The organism is Paracoccus fontiphilus (genome assembly GCF_017356265.1).
GTDB classification, from domain to species: Bacteria; Pseudomonadota; Alphaproteobacteria; order Rhodobacterales; family Rhodobacteraceae; genus Paracoccus; species Paracoccus fontiphilus.
Map to the genome: position 1 here is coordinate 36,211 of NZ_JAFNAW010000013.1, position 15,258 is coordinate 51,468.

Genomic DNA, 15,258 nt, shown 5'->3' on the forward strand with positions numbered 1-15,258 from the left:
GGTTGGAGGGGGCGCGGGATGCGTCCCCGGCTGCCGTTACATTCCCTCGGGGCGGCCGCCGTAGATATCGAAGGGAAAGTACGTGTCGTTGATGGTCTTGTAGGTGCCGTTGTCGCGGATTGCGGTGATCGCCGCACTGAAGGCATTGCGCAGTTCGTCATCGCCCTTGCGCACGGCCACGCCCACGCCTTCGCCATAGCATTCGACATCGGTGTGATCACCTGGCAGGAAGGCATAGTCCGCGCCCTCGGGCTTGGACAGGAAACCCTCCTGCGCGATCAGCGAATCCGACAGCTGCGCGTCGATGCGGCCCAAGGTCAGATCACGGAACACCTCGTCCTGGGTGCCGTAAAGGACGATCTCGGCATCGGGGAAGTTCGCCTCGGCATAGCACTGGTGGGTGGAGCCGCGCTGCACGCCCAACCGCTTGCCCGCCAGCCCCTCGGCGGTGCCCTGGAGGCCCGAGTCCTTGGGGGCCACGACGCGGGCCGGGGTCTTGTAGTATTTGTCAGAGAAGTCGATCTGGCGCTTGCGTTCCTCGGTGATCGACATGGATGCCACGATGGCGTCGAACTTGCGCGCCTTGAGTGCCGGGATCATGCCGTCCCATTCCTGTTCGACCAACTCGCACTCGCGTTTCATTTGCGCGCACAGCACCTTGGCGATCTCGATGTCGAAGCCCGCAAGGCTGCCGTCGGCCTCCTTGTACGAAAACGGGGGATAGGCGCCTTCGACCCCGATGCGCAGGGTGTCCTGGGCAAGGGCGCCGGTGGCAAGGGCTGCAAGGGCTGCAAGGGCGGCGGCGGCAAGAAGGGTTCGTCTGATCATGGTGGTCTCCTCCACTGGTTTGTCAGTTCATCCGGGACAGAAAGGCCTGGAATTGCTCGGTCTGCGGATTGCGGAACAGGTCGGCGGGCGCGCCTTGTTCGCAGATCTCGCCCTTGTTCAGGAACACCGTCTTCGATGACACGTCGCGGGCGAATGCCATTTCATGCGTGACGACCAGCATGGTGCGGCCCTCGTCGGCCAGGGCGCGCATCACGGCCAGAACCTCGCCCACAAGTTCAGGATCCAACGCCGAGGTCGGCTCGTCGAACAGCATCACGTCGGGCTCCATGGCCAGGGCGCGGGCGATCGCCACGCGTTGCTGCTGGCCGCCCGACAGATGGGCGGGATAATACTCGGCACGGTCGGACAGTCCGACCTTGGCCAGCAGGGCGGCGGCCTTGTCCCGCGCCTCGCGCCGGGGCGTTCCGAGGACATGGACGGGGCCTTCGATGATGTTTTCCATCACCGTCATGTGCGACCACAGGTTGAAGCCCTGGAACACCATCGCCAGCTTGGACCTCATCCGTTCGACCTGCCGGTGATCGACGGGACGGCGTTCGCCCCGATGGCTGGTCATGCGCATCTCCTCGCCCTTAAGCCAGACGGTGCCGTCGGTGGGTGTTTCCAGCAGATTGATGCAACGCAGAAAAGTGCTTTTGCCCGACCCGGAGGCGCCAAGGATCGCCACCACGTCGCCCTTTTCGGCGGTCATGGAGATGCCTTTCAGCACCTCGTGGTCGCCAAAGCTCTTGCGGATGTTTTCTACGCGGAGGGCGGGATCAGTCATACTGGTTTCTCTGGCTGGCGGCCGAGCGCGGCGATCTCGGCCAGGGTGACGGGCTTGACGGGAGTGCGGACGCGGCCTGGTCCGATGGTCGACGGATGGCGGCCAGTTGTTTGGGCAATCAGTCCGGTGACAGTGACCTCGCACATGCGGCCCTGGCACGGCCCCATGCCGGTGCGCAGGGCGGTGCGCATCAGGCGCAGGCCATGAGCGCCGTCTTCCGCCGCCTCGCGGATGGTGCGGGCGGTGACTTCCTCGCAACGACAGACGATCGTATCGTCCGGCGGGGCTAGAAAGGCGGGTGGGACGGGATAGGCCGCGTCCAGAAACGGGCGCACCGACAGGCTGCGCGACAGGGCGCGCTGCTGCGGCCGGGCACGCGCGTCACGTTCCGCCCTATTCATCAGGCCGGCACGATGCAGGATCACCAGTGCGGCCAACGCGCCCTGCGCCCTTGCAACATCTGCGCCGCCAATGCCGCCGCCGTCGCCTGCCACAAAGACATGATCAAGCGACGATTGGCCCAGAGCATCCAACTTGGGGCGCCATGCCTGCTGAGCAGGGTCATACTCGTGTTCAAGACCCATCGAACGCGTCAGATGGGTTTGGGGAATGACCCCCAGATGCGTCAGCAGCAGGCCGCATTCCAGCTCCTGCCCGCCTTTGCGCGTGGTGAAGCTGAACGTGATCCGACCCTCGTCGGTCTGCACCGCACGGAAGTTCGTTGCGCTGTGGTGGCGCGCGATGCCTGCCGCGCGAATGCGTTGGATCAGGCCTAGACCCTTGACCAGCGTCATGGCGCCCGGCATCGCTTGCGGCAGCCTGGGCAAGGCGCGCAACAGGTCGGAGCCTGTCTCGACCAAAGCCTGCGGCGGCGATCCGGCGGCGATCATCTGCGCCGCGACCAGATAGAGCAGCGGCCCCGCCCCGGCAAGAATGGCGTCACGAGGAAGCATTCCCGACTGCTTCATCAGGATCTGCGCGGCGCCCACGGGCATGACCCCGGGCAGGGTCCAGCCGGGGAACGGCACCGGACGTTCCTGCGCGCCGGTGGCGATCAGAAGATGAGGGGCATAGGTGATGTGGCTTTGTCCATCGCGCGACCAGATCACGCCCTGCTGCGGGTCGAGGCGCCAAACCATCGCGCGCGGCTCATAGGCAATCAAAGGATGATCCAGCCCCCGGACGAGATCGGCGCCTTTGGCGTAATCCGCGCCCAGCCAGTCCCGTCCTGTGGCGTTCGCGACATTACGATAGATCTGGCCCCCGACGCGATCCTGTTCGTCCAGCAGCGTGACCCGCAACCCTCCGTCGGCCGCGATGCGTGCGGCGGCCATGCCGGCGGGACCGGCGCCGATGATGACAAGATCTGCGGTCATCGCACATCCCCGATTCGGCGGGCGCCGGTCTGGCGGTGAATGACCATACCGTCGCTCGCCGGGGTCATGCAGGCCTGAATGTTGTAGCGGCCGTCGATGGTCACAAGGCAGTCGAAACAAACCCCCATCATGCAAAAAGGTGTGCGCCCTGCCCCGGTGATGGGCGTGATGCGGGTGGCGCCGCCATCTTGAGCCAGCAACGCAGCGGCGACGCTTTCGCCGGGGCGGGCCAGAACCTGTTCGCCGTCGAACGTCATGCGGATGGTGCGCGGGATTGCGTCCGGCGCGTCACGAAAGCGCGAAGCGGCGTTCATCGAAAGCCTCCAGATCAGGGGCCGCGGGATCGCCGTCGATCCAATCGGCCAGTCGCGTCGCGTGCAGCGGCGCCAGCGTGACCCCGCTGTGGCAGGTGACAAGAAATGCGCCGGGGTGATCGGCCGAGCGCTGATAGATCGGATAGCCGTCGGGCGTCATCACCCGCAGCGCCGCCCAGGACCGCAGCACGCGGATGTCGGCCAACCGGGGCCAGACCTGCATGGCGTGACGCGCCAGCCTGGCCATCTGGTCAGTAGACTCGATATCGACGTCGGCGTCGGCCTTCGTGCCGCCGATCTGCAATCCGCCCTCGTCGACCTGCCGGATTGTGCTGGACAGGAATGGCAGGCGGTCGGCAACACGCTCGGTGATCAGCAGCTCGCCCCGCTGCGCGCGGATCGGCGCACGGAAGCCCAGTTGCGGACCAAGCTGCGCGGCCCCCAGACCGGCGCAGAGGATGACCCGGTCTGCATGGATCGTCTTGGTGTTTTCACAAAGAATACTGAAACCGCTAGTCGCCGGCTGCACCGCCGCCACGCTGGCATCGCCGGTAAAGCGAACGCCGCTGGCAAGACATGCCTTGCGCAGTGCGACATGCAGCCGCAGCGGGTTCACATGGCCGTCCAACGGGCAGAAAGTCGCGCCGACAACCTGTTGGCCGATGCCCGGAAGCCGGTGCGCCAGATCGCTGTGGCCTAGGCATTCGAATGAAAATTCGTTGCCCAGCGTGTCAGCCTGGCGGTGCAGATCTTGACAGAACTGTTCAAACTCCTGCCGGTCAGTGAAAAACTCGTATCCGCCATCTTGACACAGCGCCAGATCAATCCCCGACTGCGATGACAGCCGCTCGGCGAAACCGGCCCAAGCCCGCGCCGCTTGACATGACCAACGGGCATAAGGGGCGCAGCCCGCTCCCTTCCCCTGCAGCCAGACCAGGCCGAAATTGCCTTGCGAAGCGCGCATGTCTCGGTCACGGCCATCCAGCACCAGCACGTCCTGCCCGCGCGCGGCCAGACCCAAGGCCACGCACAGCCCCACGATGCCGCCGCCGATGATTGCTGTGCCTGCGTCTGCCGACATGATCCGATCTCCCCGCATCGTTAGATGCCAGATGCAGATACCATGTGTAAAATCTGAAATATTATGCTATTCATGCGTAAATGCTATGGAACATGTATGAAGCTGACGCATCGCCAGATCGAAGCCTTCCGCGCCATCGTTGAAAGTGGCTCGGTTACGGCGGCCGCCGACCTGCTGTTCCTAACCCAGCCTTCGGTCAGCCGCCTTCTCGCCGATCTCGAGGCGGAACTGGGTTTCGCGCTGTTCGCCCGGACCGGCCGCAGCCTGGTGCCCACCCCCGAAGCCAACGCGCTCTATGAGGAAGTGCGGCGGTCCTTTGTCGGGCTTGGCGAAATCTCGCGTGTGGCCGACGACATTCGCCAATACCGCAGCGGCAGCTTGAAGATTGCGGCCATGCCGGCATTGGGTTTGCAGTTCCTGCCTGCGGCCATCGCAGGTTTCGTCAGCGACAAACCAGGTATCACGGTGTCATTGCGGGTGCGCAGTTCGCATGCCGTGATCCAGCATCTGAGTTCGCAGCAGTTCGACATGGGGTTCAGCGCGCTGGAGATCGATCTGCCGCAGGTCCGGCGCGAGCCTTTGGGAACCATGCCAATGCTGGCGGTGCTGCCGCCCGGCCACGTCTTGTGCGACAAGCCGGTCCTTGAACCCGAGGATTTTCATCGGCAGCCGTTCATCGCCTTGGGAAGCGAGATCAGCACGCGATCGGACACCGATCAGTTCTTTTCCGCGCGCAAGGTCCAACCCCGCGTCGTGGCCGAAGCGCAACTCTCCTTTGCAATCTGCGCGATGGTGGCTGCCGGGACGGGCGTCTCGATCATCGAACCGATCACTGCGCTGCATTGCGCCGAACTTGGAATGATTCGCATCCGTCCGATCCTGCCGGAGCAGCCTTTCACTTACGACATCCTGACACCAGCCCTCGGGCCATCGTCACGGCTGGTCCACGATCTTGCCGACCGCGTCCGAGAACGGTTCGAGGAGTTGAAAAACAGCGGCGTGGCGCTGAACAATGTGACGACTGGATAATCCACGTGTCCGTACGCAAGGCGCGGCATCACCGTTTTCATGTCTATCCCATTCGCTCCGAGACGAATGATCCCGGTGAGGGTGGAAACACAATCGTCCTCTGCCCGTTCAGGAACACGCGATGGGTGGCGTGGGCGTGGACGGCGCGTGCCAGCACCATCGCCTCCACATCGCGGCCCAGGGACACGAAGTCACCCATACTTTGCGCATGAGTCACCCGCACCACGTCCTGTTCGATGATCGGACCTTCATCCAGATCCTCGGTGACGTAATGCGCCGTGGCTCCAATCAGCTTCACGCCTTTTTCATGCGCCTGCTGATAGGGCACGGCGCCCTTGAAGCTTGGCAGGAAGGAATGGTGAATGTTGATGATCCGCCCCGACATCTCGTGGCACATCTCGGCAGAAAGCACCTGCATGTAGCGCGCCAGCACGACAAGTTCGATACCGCAGTCACGCAGCACCTGCATCTGTCGCCGTTCCGCAGCCGCCTTGTCGTCCTTGACCGGGATGTGATGAAACGCCAAGCCCTGTTCACGCACGGTATCGCCATAAAGGTCGTGGTTCGAGATCACGCAGGCGATCTCGACAGGCAGGGCACCGATGCGGCTTCGATACAGAAGATCGTTTAGGCAATGGCCAAAGCGCGACACCATCACAGCGATGCGTGACTTGCGGGCGGCATCATGGACCTGCGCCTGCAAACACAGCGGCGCGGCTGCGGCATCAAAGGCTGCGGACAGGTTGTGGGGCCCGACCGCGGCTTCATCCCGCAGCAGCATGCGCAGGAAAAACCGGTTGCTTTCGGTATCGACAAACTGCGCGCTGTCGAGAATGTTGCACGACTGTGCTGCGGCCGCCGTGGCCAGCCCGGCGACAAGGCCTCGACCGGACGGTCCTTCGGCAGTCAGAACATATTGTGTCATGCAACACTCCCAGATAGATGACCTTGCCGCTGCTGACGTGAAATACATCAGAATGCCAGCGGCGCAGACTTGGTCGAACTGCGCAGGGGAATGTCCACCCATGCCCTTTCGCTGCGACGTTGACAGAAACGCATCTAGGTTCGCTGGATTCTCACGACAGTGGGTTGGCATATTTGCGTCATGCCCGTGCAGCTCTCACAGTACCGCATGAATCGGTTCAGCACCGCTCGCAGGATCAGTCGCCTCACCACGGCCAGATTATTGCAACGCATCACAACTGGTCCGGGTGTTCCGCGGCATAATGGCGGTGCGAGGAAACAGCGGCTAGTATGCTTTCGGATTGCAGTTGTTCAAACGTGCCTTGGAGCGGCGCGCTCGACAGTCGGCTTGCCTGCCGCAGATGAGCGGATATGTTTTGATATGGGCGTTTTGCTGATGGTGCGCCGGACGCCGCCATGATACCCGGAAAGAACGGCAGAAGCGTTTGCTCACTGCCGAACGGACAAGGGTGACGGCACCTCTCCAAGGGACTTTCGAGAGAAGGGCCGCATGACGGATCGGCAAGATGCAAATCCTATATGCCTCCGCTCTTCAGGGGTGACCATGCCAGCGTTGGTCACCGATCTTGCGCTCATAGCAGGCGCAGTTTTTGCTGCGGCGGTCCTACGCGGCATAACCGGCTTCGGCTTTGCGCTGGCCGCGGTTCCGCTGATCAGTCTTGTCACGCCGCCGGTTCAGGGCGTGGCAATTGCCATCCTATTGCAGTGCATGATCGGGATTGGCGATGTTGTCGCGGTTCGCCACCTGATCGACCGCTCGACGCTGGCATTCATGTCGGCGGGGGCGGTGATCGGAACGCCCGCAGGTCTGATGACGTTGCGGCTGCTGTCCGCCGATGCCATGCGCATCGTTATCGCCCTTGTTGTTCTTGTGGGACTGGCGGGCCTGATCGCGAAGGTTCGCCTGCCATCAGGTCCGAAACAGGCTGCCGGGGCCGGCATCCTGGCAGGCTTGTTTTCGGGACTAGCCGCAATGCCCGGCCCGCCTGCCGTGGCGTATGTGCTGGGCACAGCCACACCCGCCATCCAGGCCCGAGCGACGCTTATGGCCTTCTTCTTTGTAACGTCGCTCATCACTTTGCCCGGCCTGCTTGCGCAGGGGATCGTGGGATTGCCCACCATTCTGGCGGCGGCAGCCTCGCTGCCGCCTCTTGTCATCGGCACACACCTTGGCGGTTGGGTGTTTCGCAGGCTGAATGACGCCGGATACCAAAAAGCCGCCATCGCCACCCTGGCAGCAACGGCACTGGTGGCTGCAAGCCGGGGCGCCTGGGGTCTTCTGAACGGCTAGGCTTCGGCCTGCATTGCGGTGATGGCGACGGCATTGACGATGTCGTCGGTTGTGCATCCGCGCGAGAGGTCGTTGGCGGGCTTGGCGAGGCCCTGCAGGATAGGTCCGATGGCGGTCAGGCCGCCGAGACGCTGGGCAATCTTGTAGCCGATATTGCCCGAGGCGAGGTCGGGGAAGACGAAGATGTTGGGTCGTGCGGTCAAGGAACTGTTCGGTGCCTTCCTGGCACGGATGGCATCATCCAGGGCCGCGTCGAACTGGATTTCTCCATCGATCTCGAGATCGGGTTCGGCGGCACGGACCAGGGACAGCGCCTCGCGGATCTTCATCAAACTCGGATGATCGGCGGAACCCGCCGTGGAGAAGGACAGCATTGCTACTCGCGGAGTTTCGCCCAGAAGCCTGCGGCAACTGTCGGCCGAGGCGCGGGCGATGGCGGCAAGGCCTTCGGCGTCAGGATCGACCACCAGGCCGCAATCGGCGAAGATCATGCCGCCCTTGATCGGCGTGCCGCCGTCGCAGGCGAGCATCAGAAAGAAGCTCGACACGATCGGCGCCTCAGGCGCGCGGCCGATGATCTGCAGGGCGGCGCGCACCGTATCGGCGGTGGTCGCAACCGCGCCTGCCACCGTGCCGTCGGCCTGTCCCAGCCGGACCCGCATCGCGGCCTGGCGGATGGGGTCACGCATCTCGATCACCGCTTGTTTGGCGGTCATTCCCTTTGCCATCCGCATCCGGTGCCAGTGACCGGCCAAGTGGTCGAGATCCGGTGCCTCGGACGGGATGATCATGGCCACGCCGTCGATCTGCGGCCCGTTCATCAGGCTGACGCGGGCCAGGCCTTCGCCGGTCAGGCGCCTTGCGGCCTCTGCCACACGGGGATCGCGGCCTTCGGGCAGGATGATGTGGCGCGGGTTGGCGCGTGCCGCGGCGAGGATGCGGTCCAGCGGTTTCATGGCGGAATGCCTTTCAGCTGAGGAAGTGGAGACCGGCGACGACAAAGACGCCCAGGAAGATGGTTTCGGCGACGATCAGGCCGATGGCCACGCCGCCGACGTCGAGCATCCGCTTGAGCGAAGTCTTGATGCCCACGGCGGCGATGGCGATCAGCAGCGCCCAGCGGCTGAGAACGCCCGCCCAGTCCGCCAGGACCGCCGGGATCACGCCGACCGAGTTCAGCGCCGCCAGCACCAGAAAGCCCAGAACAAAGCCCGGCAGCAGCGGCGGGCGCTTGCCGCCCTCCTGGTCCGCTAGCCCGCGCGCGCGGATCACCAGCGAGAAGCACAGCACCACGGGGGCCAGCATCGACACGCGGATCAGCTTGACCAGCGTCGCCGTTTCGCCCGTCTCGGGGCCGATGGAAAAGCCCGCGCCGACCACCTGCGCCACGTCATGGATGGTGCCGCCCAGAAACACCCCGCTGTCGCGCGGCGTGAAGCCGAACAGGCCCGACAGCATCGGGTAAAGCACCATCGCCACCGTGGACAGCACCGTCACCGACAGCACCGTGAAGGCCAGATCGCGTTCGGAGCGTTCATGGCGCGGCAGCACCGCGGCGATCGCCATGGCGGCCGAGGCCCCGCAGATCGCCACCGAGCCGCCGGTCAGCAGCGCAAAGCGCCAGTCGCGATTCACAAAGCGGGCGGCCACCAGCCCGAACAGGATGGTCAGCACCACGCCCGCCACGACCAGAGCGATCGCCGGACCGCCCAGGCCTGCCAGCATGTCCACGCTGATGCGCGCCCCCAGAAGCGCCACCCCCAGCCGCAGCACCGTGCGCGCGGTCAGCGCCACGCCCGGCGCGGTCCGGGTGCCGTCCTCGGCCAGGAAGTTCAGCGCCAAGCCCAGCAGCAGCGCCAAGAGCATCGCCGGCGCGCCGTAATGCTCGGACAGGAACTGCGCCGTCGCCGCCACCAGGACCGACACCGCAAAGCCGGGAAAGGCGTCCGAGATCGTCTGGCGGGCAGGAAGCAGGTCGATGCTGGTCATGGCGTTTTCCTTGAGTGCAGGGGACCACCCGGCGCGGAGGGTCCGCGCCGGGTGGTCAGGTTTGCAAAGCGGTTGGGATCAGGCCGCGCCGCGCTGCGGGCGCATGTCGGCCTTGTCGATCCCGGCCACGGGAACAGGCTTCTTCATCGCGTCGCGGCGGAAGGGCTCGCCCAGTTCCTGGTTCAGCAGGACCTCGATGAAGGTGGTTTCCTTGTTCTTCATCTGGCGCTCGACCGCGTCGTGCAGGGCATGGGTCAGGTCCTCGGCGCTGCGCACCTGAACGCCATGGACGCCGCAAGCCTTGGCAATACCGGCATAGGTGGTGTCGCGGTCAAGCTCGGTCCCCACGAAGTTGTTGGCATACCACAGCGTCGTGTTGCGCTTTTCCGCACCCCACTGGTAGTTGCGGAAGATCACCATGGTGATTGCGGGCCAGTCCTCGCGGCCCACCGACACCATCTCGTTCATCGAGATGCCGAAGGCGCCATCCCCCGCAAAGCCGATCACCGGGGTGTCGGGGTTGCCGATCTTGGCGCCGAGGATCGCCGGGAAGCCATAGCCGCAGGGGCCGAACAGGCCCGGCGCCAGATACTTCCGGCCCCCCTCGAAGGTCGGGTAGGCGTTGCCAATGGCGCAGTTGTTGCCGATGTCGGAGGACACGATGGCATCCTGCGGCACTGCCTGCATGATTGCGCGCCAGGCTTGGCGCGGGCTCATCAGGTCGCTGTCGCGCTTGCGCGCTTCCTCGTTCCATTCGGTGCCGGGATCGTCCTGTTCGTGATCAAGGCTGGACAGCTCCTGCGCCCAACGCGACTTGGTCTGCGCGACCAGATCCTTGCGCTCCTTGCGCCCGGCGTCGCCGGCGGTATCGGACAGCTGCGCCAGGATGCCGCGCGCCACCTTGCCCGCATCGCCCTGGATGCCCACCGTGACCTTCTTGGTCAGGCCGATCCGGTCGGCGTTGATGTCGACCTGGATGATCTTGGCGTCCTTCGGCCAGTAGTCGATGCCGTAGCCCGGAAGCGTCGAGAACGGGTTCAAGCGCGTGCCCAGTGCCAGAACGACATCGGCCTTGGCGATCAGCTCCATCGCCGCCTTTGAGCCGTTATAGCCCAGCGGGCCGACCGCCAGCGGGTGCGACCCGGGGAAGCTGTCGTTGTGCTGGTAGTTCGAGGCCACCGGCGCATCCAGACGCTCGGCCAGCTTGATGAGGTCCGGGATCGCGCCTCCCAGCACCACACCCGCCCCCGACAGGATCACCGGGAACTTGGCCTCGGACAGCAGCTTCGCCGCTTCCTTCACGGCTTCCTCGCCGCCTGCCGGACGCTCGAAGGCCACCACCTGCGGCAGCTCGACATCGATCACCTGGGTCCACATGTCGCGCGGGATGTTCATCTGCGCGGGCGCCGAGTTGCGCCAGGCCTGCATGATGACGCGGTTCAGGACCTCGGGAATGCGGGACGGGTCGCGCACCTCCTCCTGGTAGCACACGCAGTCGGCAAAGAGCCGCATCTGCTCCATCTCCTGGAAGCCGCCCTGCCCGATCGTCTTGTTGGCGGCCTGCGGCGTGACCAGCAGCAGCGGCGTGTGGTTCCAGTAGGCGGTCTTGACCGGCGTCACAAACCCGGTCACGCCCGGCCCGTTCTGCGCGATCATCATCGACATCTTGCCGGTCGAGCGCGTGAACCCATCCGCCATCAAACCCGCATTCGTCTCGTGCGCAGTGTCCCAGAAGGTGATCCCCGCCTTGGGAAACAGATCCGACACAGGCATCATCGCCGAGCCGATGATCCCGAACGCATGCTCGATCCCGTGCATCTGCAGGACTTTGACAAAGGCTTCTTCGGTGGTCATTTTCATGGCGGTGGCTCCTTATGTCCGCTCGTCGCGATAGTGGTAAAGGTGATAGAGACCCCATTGGCCCAACCGCCGGAACGGCGTCTTCCAGCCTTCATGGGGAAGTTCGGTGTTGAAGATCGGCAGGTCGGGGACGGTTTCGCCGACCACCAGTTGCGCCAGGCGCCGGCCGGCCATGGCCGAATACATGACGCCGTTGCCGCCGTAGCCTAGCGAATAGAACAGCCCCGGCGTATCCGGCAGCCCGGTGATGCGCGGCATCATGTCGTGGCTCACATCGACCCAGCCCCACCAGCTGTAGTCCAACTCGATCCCGCGCAGGGCCGGGAACTTGCGGGCCATGCCTTCGCGCAACCCATTCAGGTGGGCTGGATTTGCCGCGTCGCGCCCGGTGATCGCCGCGCGCGATCCGATCTGCAACCGATTGTCTGGGAGCAGGCGGTAATAATGACGCAGCGTGCGGGTATCCGTCAGCGGCGACATGGTCCGGATGCCTACGGCTTCCAATTCCGATGGAGTCAGGACACGCGTGACGATGCTGTTCGACATGATGGGCATCAGGCGGTCGCGAAGGCGGCCGTGCAGGCTGCGGGTGGCATAGGCGGCGGTGGCCACGGCAACCCGCCGGGCGCGCACGATGCCACCCGGCGTGCGCAGGTGATGAACGCCGTTCTTCAGCTCCCATCCCTGCACGGGACTGTCGGGATGCACGGTGGCCCCGAGTTCGCGGGCCACGCGCAGATAGCCGAAGGCCAGCTTTGCGGCGTGGATGCTGACGCCGTCGGCTTCCCACATCGCACCATGCGCTTCCTGGTCGCGCACCGCGTTGGCGAACAGCTCGTTCCGCGACAGCATCCGGGCATCATAGCCGAAGGTGTCGCGCAACAGATTCGCCTCGGCCTCCAGGGTCGGCATGACGCTGGCCTTGTGGGCGATGTAGTAGTGGCCGCCATCCTGCGGATCGCACTGGATGTCGTGGTCGCGCAGCAAGCCGCGGAACAGGGCGAATGCCTCGACCATCTCGTTGTGCATGCCGCGCGCGACATCCAAGCCCCAGCGGTCGATCCACTGGCTGCGCTTGAGCCGCCCGGCGCTGATCTGCGCCTGCCCGCCATTCCGGGTGGAACAACCGTAGGCGACGCCATTCGCCTCCAGCACGGTGGCCTTGATGCCGTGTTCCTTGGCCAAGTGGATGGCCGTGGACAGCCCCGTATAGCCCGAGCCGATCACAGCGACATCCACGTCCATGTCGCGCGTCACCGGGCCGTCGCCATCGGGCGCGGGACCGGCCGTGCCGATCCAGTAGGTCGGGGCGTAATCGCTGCCCGGACCCAGGGCGCGCGCCGTCATGGGGTCGTAATGGGGGTCGAACGGCACCGACCCGCGTTTGTCGATGGGCTGCATGGCGGTCACTTGGCGGCGCTGTTGGGACGCTGTTTGCGGATCGCCTGTTTTTCCACGATCTTGCCGTCCTTGATGCGGAATAGGTCGGCGCCCTGCACCTCGGTCCGGGTTCCGTCCGGATTGGTGGCGCGGAAGGTCCACTGACTAACGCCGCGGCTGCCGTCGGCGGACATGAAGTGTTCGTGGTCGGCCCACTGGACGTCCGGCATGGCGGTCCAGACGCCTTCGAAAGCCTTGGCGATGGCGTCACGGCCTTCGATCCTGTTGCCGTATTCGTTGTCGCCTGCGACCGTGTAGAACACGCAGTCGTCGCCGAAGTGGGTCATGACACCGTCGATGTCGTGGCGGTTGAAGGCGTCGAAAGTGTCCTTCAGGTCGGCGGCAGTCAGGGTGCGGGTCATGGAAGAACTCCTTGGTCAGTAGCCCAGCATGGCGGGAAGCCACAGGACGATTTGCGGGAAAAGGGCGATAACGAAGATCGCGACAGTCGAGGCGACGGCGAAGGGAAGGGCGGTCACGCTGATCCGTTCGATGCTTTCGCCCGAGATGCCCGAGGCGATGAACAGGTTCTCGCCCAAGGGTGGGGTCTGGAAGCCCACGGACAGCGTGCAGATCATCACGATGCCGAAGTGGATCGGGTCGATGCCGACCATGTAGGCCACAGGCAGCATCACCGGGACAAGGATCATGATCGCGGCCAACGTTTCCATGAACATGCCGATGATCAGCAGCATGCCGATGATCAGCGCCCAGATGGCATAGGGATTGGTGGTCAGGCCCAGGATGCCGCCCGCGATGATGCCGGGGACGTTGTTTTCCACCAAGATGCGGCCGAAGATCGTCGCGGCGAACAGCACCAGAAGCACCCGCCCGGCCAGCCAGGTCGTCGCCTCCAGCGCCTTGCACACTTCGGCCACATCTATCTCGCGATAGATGAAGATGCCGACGAACAGGGTATAGAAGATGGCGACGATGGCGGCCTCGGTGGGCGTAAACAGGCCCGAATAGATGCCGCCCAGGATCACGATCGGGGCCATCAGCGCCCAGAAGCCCTGGTAGCAGGCGCAGGCGACCTTGCGCAGCGACAGCGGTTCGGACGATCCGTGATAGCCCCGGCCCTTGCAGCGGATCCAGTTCATCAGCAGCAGGCCGCCCGCCATGACCGCGCCGGGCAGGAAGCCCGCGATGAACATCTTGGAGATGGACACCGACTGGAATTGGCCGTGCGCCTCGACCGCGGCGGGATCGGGAGCGATCCCCATGGCCGAGATGCCGAAGATGATCATCGGGATCGAGGGCGGAATGACGATGCCCAAGCCCCCCGCCGCCGCCGTGGCAGAGGCGGCATATTCACGGCTGTAGCCGTTGCGGATCATGCCGGGGATCATCAGCATTCCCACGGCCGCCGTGGTCGCAGGCCCCGAACCCGAGATCGCGCCGAAGAACAGACAGGCGACGATGGTGGCGGCCGACAGGCCGCCGGTGAAGGGACCGGCCAAGCTTTCGGCGACATTGATCAGGCGCCGCGACAGCCCGGCGGCCTCCATCAGCGCCCCTGCCAGGATAAAGGATGGCAGAGCCATGAGCGGGAATGAACCGACCGAGGACCAGGCCATCTGCACCATCTTGATCGGGTTATCGCCCAGATACAGCATCGCGGCCAGGGCTGCGACACCAAGCGCCACGGTGATTGGCGCACCCAGCACCATCAGCAGGGCAAAGGTGCCGAACAGGACTTCTACGACATAGTCGTTCATTTCGCGTGCTCCCGCTGAAACGCGCGCTGCTCGTCCTCGGCCAGTTCCAGCGCCTGCTCGACCTCGACCTTGTCGGGATCGCGCGGGTCGACGCCCTTGACCAGCTTGAGGTAGTTCACCTGAAGGATGCGGATCGTCATCAGCGCGAAGGCTATGGGCAGCGCCATGTAGACCCAGCGCATTTCCCAACCCAGGGTCTGGGCTTTCACGAAGGGCTTGAGGCGGGAGATGAACTGGATCGCCTGCCAGATGAAGACGACGTTGAAGGCGATCCAGAAAAGGTCGCCGATGGCCTCCAGGATGCGCGCCGCCTTGCGCGGCATCATGTTCAGGTGGAACGTCACCCGGTTGTGCGCCGCCATCCGCGCGGCATAGGAAGCGCCGAAATAGGCGAACCAGACGAACAGGATGACCGACAGTTCCTCAATCCAGGTGATCGAGAAGCCAAACACCTGGCGGGCGACGATCTGAACGAACAGCAATGTGACGAAGACCGCCAGAAGCGTTCGGCAGATGTAGCTTTCAAGGTGATCGAGATGCTTCCAGAATGCAGACATGCAT

General features: G+C 64.5%; 15 protein-coding genes. 2 read left to right on the top strand and 13 right to left on the bottom strand.

The window, feature by feature from the left end:
• Positions 1 to 36 precede the first annotated feature (36 nt).
• From J0F76_RS06965 to J0F76_RS06985, 5 genes are read right to left on the bottom strand one after another with little or no spacing between them, the layout of a single operon-like run.
• Positions 37 to 828, bottom strand: a complete 792-nt coding sequence (locus J0F76_RS06965) for an ABC transporter substrate-binding protein (protein ID WP_207467196.1) — start codon at positions 826 to 828, stop codon at positions 37 to 39.
• Positions 829 to 850: 22 nt separating this feature from the next.
• Positions 851 to 1,615: an ABC transporter ATP-binding protein gene (locus J0F76_RS06970; RefSeq protein ID WP_207467198.1), complete on the bottom strand. Its 765-nt coding sequence runs from the start codon at positions 1,613 to 1,615 to the stop codon at positions 851 to 853.
• A complete protein-coding gene (locus tag J0F76_RS06975; protein WP_207467200.1) occupies positions 1,612 to 2,991 on the bottom strand; it encodes an FAD/NAD(P)-dependent oxidoreductase in 1,380 nt (459 codons plus the stop codon). The genes J0F76_RS06970 and J0F76_RS06975 overlap by 4 nt, the downstream gene beginning before the upstream one ends.
• Positions 2,988 to 3,305 carry a (2Fe-2S)-binding protein gene (locus tag J0F76_RS06980; RefSeq protein WP_207467202.1) on the bottom strand — a complete coding sequence of 106 codons (318 nt, stop codon included), beginning with the start codon at positions 3,303 to 3,305 and terminating at the stop codon, positions 2,988 to 2,990. The genes J0F76_RS06975 and J0F76_RS06980 overlap by 4 nt, the downstream gene beginning before the upstream one ends.
• A complete protein-coding gene (locus tag J0F76_RS06985; protein ID WP_207467204.1) occupies positions 3,280 to 4,404 on the bottom strand; it encodes an NAD(P)/FAD-dependent oxidoreductase in 1,125 nt (374 codons plus the stop codon). Before J0F76_RS06985 ends, J0F76_RS06980 begins: the two co-directional genes overlap by 26 nt.
• A gap of 78 nt (positions 4,405 to 4,482) precedes the next feature.
• Between J0F76_RS06985 and J0F76_RS06990 the strand changes: the two genes are divergently transcribed.
• Positions 4,483 to 5,415 (top strand): LysR substrate-binding domain-containing protein, encoded by a 933-nt coding sequence (locus J0F76_RS06990; RefSeq protein ID WP_207467206.1) that lies wholly within the window; start codon positions 4,483 to 4,485, stop codon positions 5,413 to 5,415.
• Between the two features lie 43 nt (positions 5,416 to 5,458).
• Here J0F76_RS06990 and purU read toward each other — a convergent pair whose 3' ends face one another.
• Positions 5,459 to 6,340 carry a formyltetrahydrofolate deformylase gene (gene purU / locus J0F76_RS06995; protein ID WP_207467251.1) on the bottom strand — a complete coding sequence of 294 codons (882 nt, stop codon included), beginning with the start codon at positions 6,338 to 6,340 and terminating at the stop codon, positions 5,459 to 5,461.
• Positions 6,341 to 6,943: 603 nt separating this feature from the next.
• Here purU and J0F76_RS07000 point away from each other — a divergent pair.
• Positions 6,944 to 7,690 carry a sulfite exporter TauE/SafE family protein gene (locus J0F76_RS07000; RefSeq protein ID WP_207467208.1) on the top strand — a complete coding sequence of 249 codons (747 nt, stop codon included), beginning with the start codon at positions 6,944 to 6,946 and terminating at the stop codon, positions 7,688 to 7,690.
• Here J0F76_RS07000 and pta read toward each other — a convergent pair.
• The 7 genes from pta to J0F76_RS07035 all read right to left on the bottom strand — a co-directional run bounded on the left by pta (position 7,687) and on the right by J0F76_RS07035 (position 15,254).
• Positions 7,687 to 8,646, bottom strand: coding sequence for a phosphate acetyltransferase (gene pta, locus J0F76_RS07005; RefSeq protein WP_207467210.1), 960 nt, complete (start codon positions 8,644 to 8,646; stop codon positions 7,687 to 7,689). The two genes, J0F76_RS07000 and pta, sit on opposite strands and share 4 nt — an antisense overlap.
• A gap of 13 nt (positions 8,647 to 8,659) precedes the next feature.
• On the bottom strand, positions 8,660 to 9,679 hold the full coding sequence (locus J0F76_RS07010; RefSeq protein ID WP_207467212.1) for a YeiH family protein: 1,020 nt from the start codon (positions 9,677 to 9,679) through the stop codon (positions 8,660 to 8,662).
• 78 nt (positions 9,680 to 9,757) lie between these two features.
• A complete protein-coding gene (gene xsc / locus J0F76_RS07015; RefSeq protein WP_207467214.1) occupies positions 9,758 to 11,539 on the bottom strand; it encodes a sulfoacetaldehyde acetyltransferase in 1,782 nt (593 codons plus the stop codon).
• 12 nt (positions 11,540 to 11,551) lie between these two features.
• The gene (locus tag J0F76_RS07020) at positions 11,552 to 12,940 is read right to left on the bottom strand and encodes an NAD(P)/FAD-dependent oxidoreductase (protein WP_207467217.1); all 1,389 of its coding nucleotides are present in this window, start codon (positions 12,938 to 12,940) and stop codon (positions 11,552 to 11,554) included.
• 5 nt (positions 12,941 to 12,945) lie between these two features.
• Positions 12,946 to 13,341: a nuclear transport factor 2 family protein gene (locus J0F76_RS07025; RefSeq protein ID WP_207467219.1), complete on the bottom strand. Its 396-nt coding sequence runs from the start codon at positions 13,339 to 13,341 to the stop codon at positions 12,946 to 12,948.
• 15 nt (positions 13,342 to 13,356) lie between these two features.
• Positions 13,357 to 14,697 carry a TRAP transporter large permease gene (locus J0F76_RS07030; protein ID WP_207467221.1) on the bottom strand — a complete coding sequence of 447 codons (1,341 nt, stop codon included), beginning with the start codon at positions 14,695 to 14,697 and terminating at the stop codon, positions 13,357 to 13,359.
• Positions 14,694 to 15,254 carry a TRAP transporter small permease gene (locus J0F76_RS07035; RefSeq protein WP_207467223.1) on the bottom strand — a complete coding sequence of 187 codons (561 nt, stop codon included), beginning with the start codon at positions 15,252 to 15,254 and terminating at the stop codon, positions 14,694 to 14,696. Before J0F76_RS07035 ends, J0F76_RS07030 begins: the two co-directional genes overlap by 4 nt.
• Positions 15,255 to 15,258 lie beyond the last annotated feature (4 nt).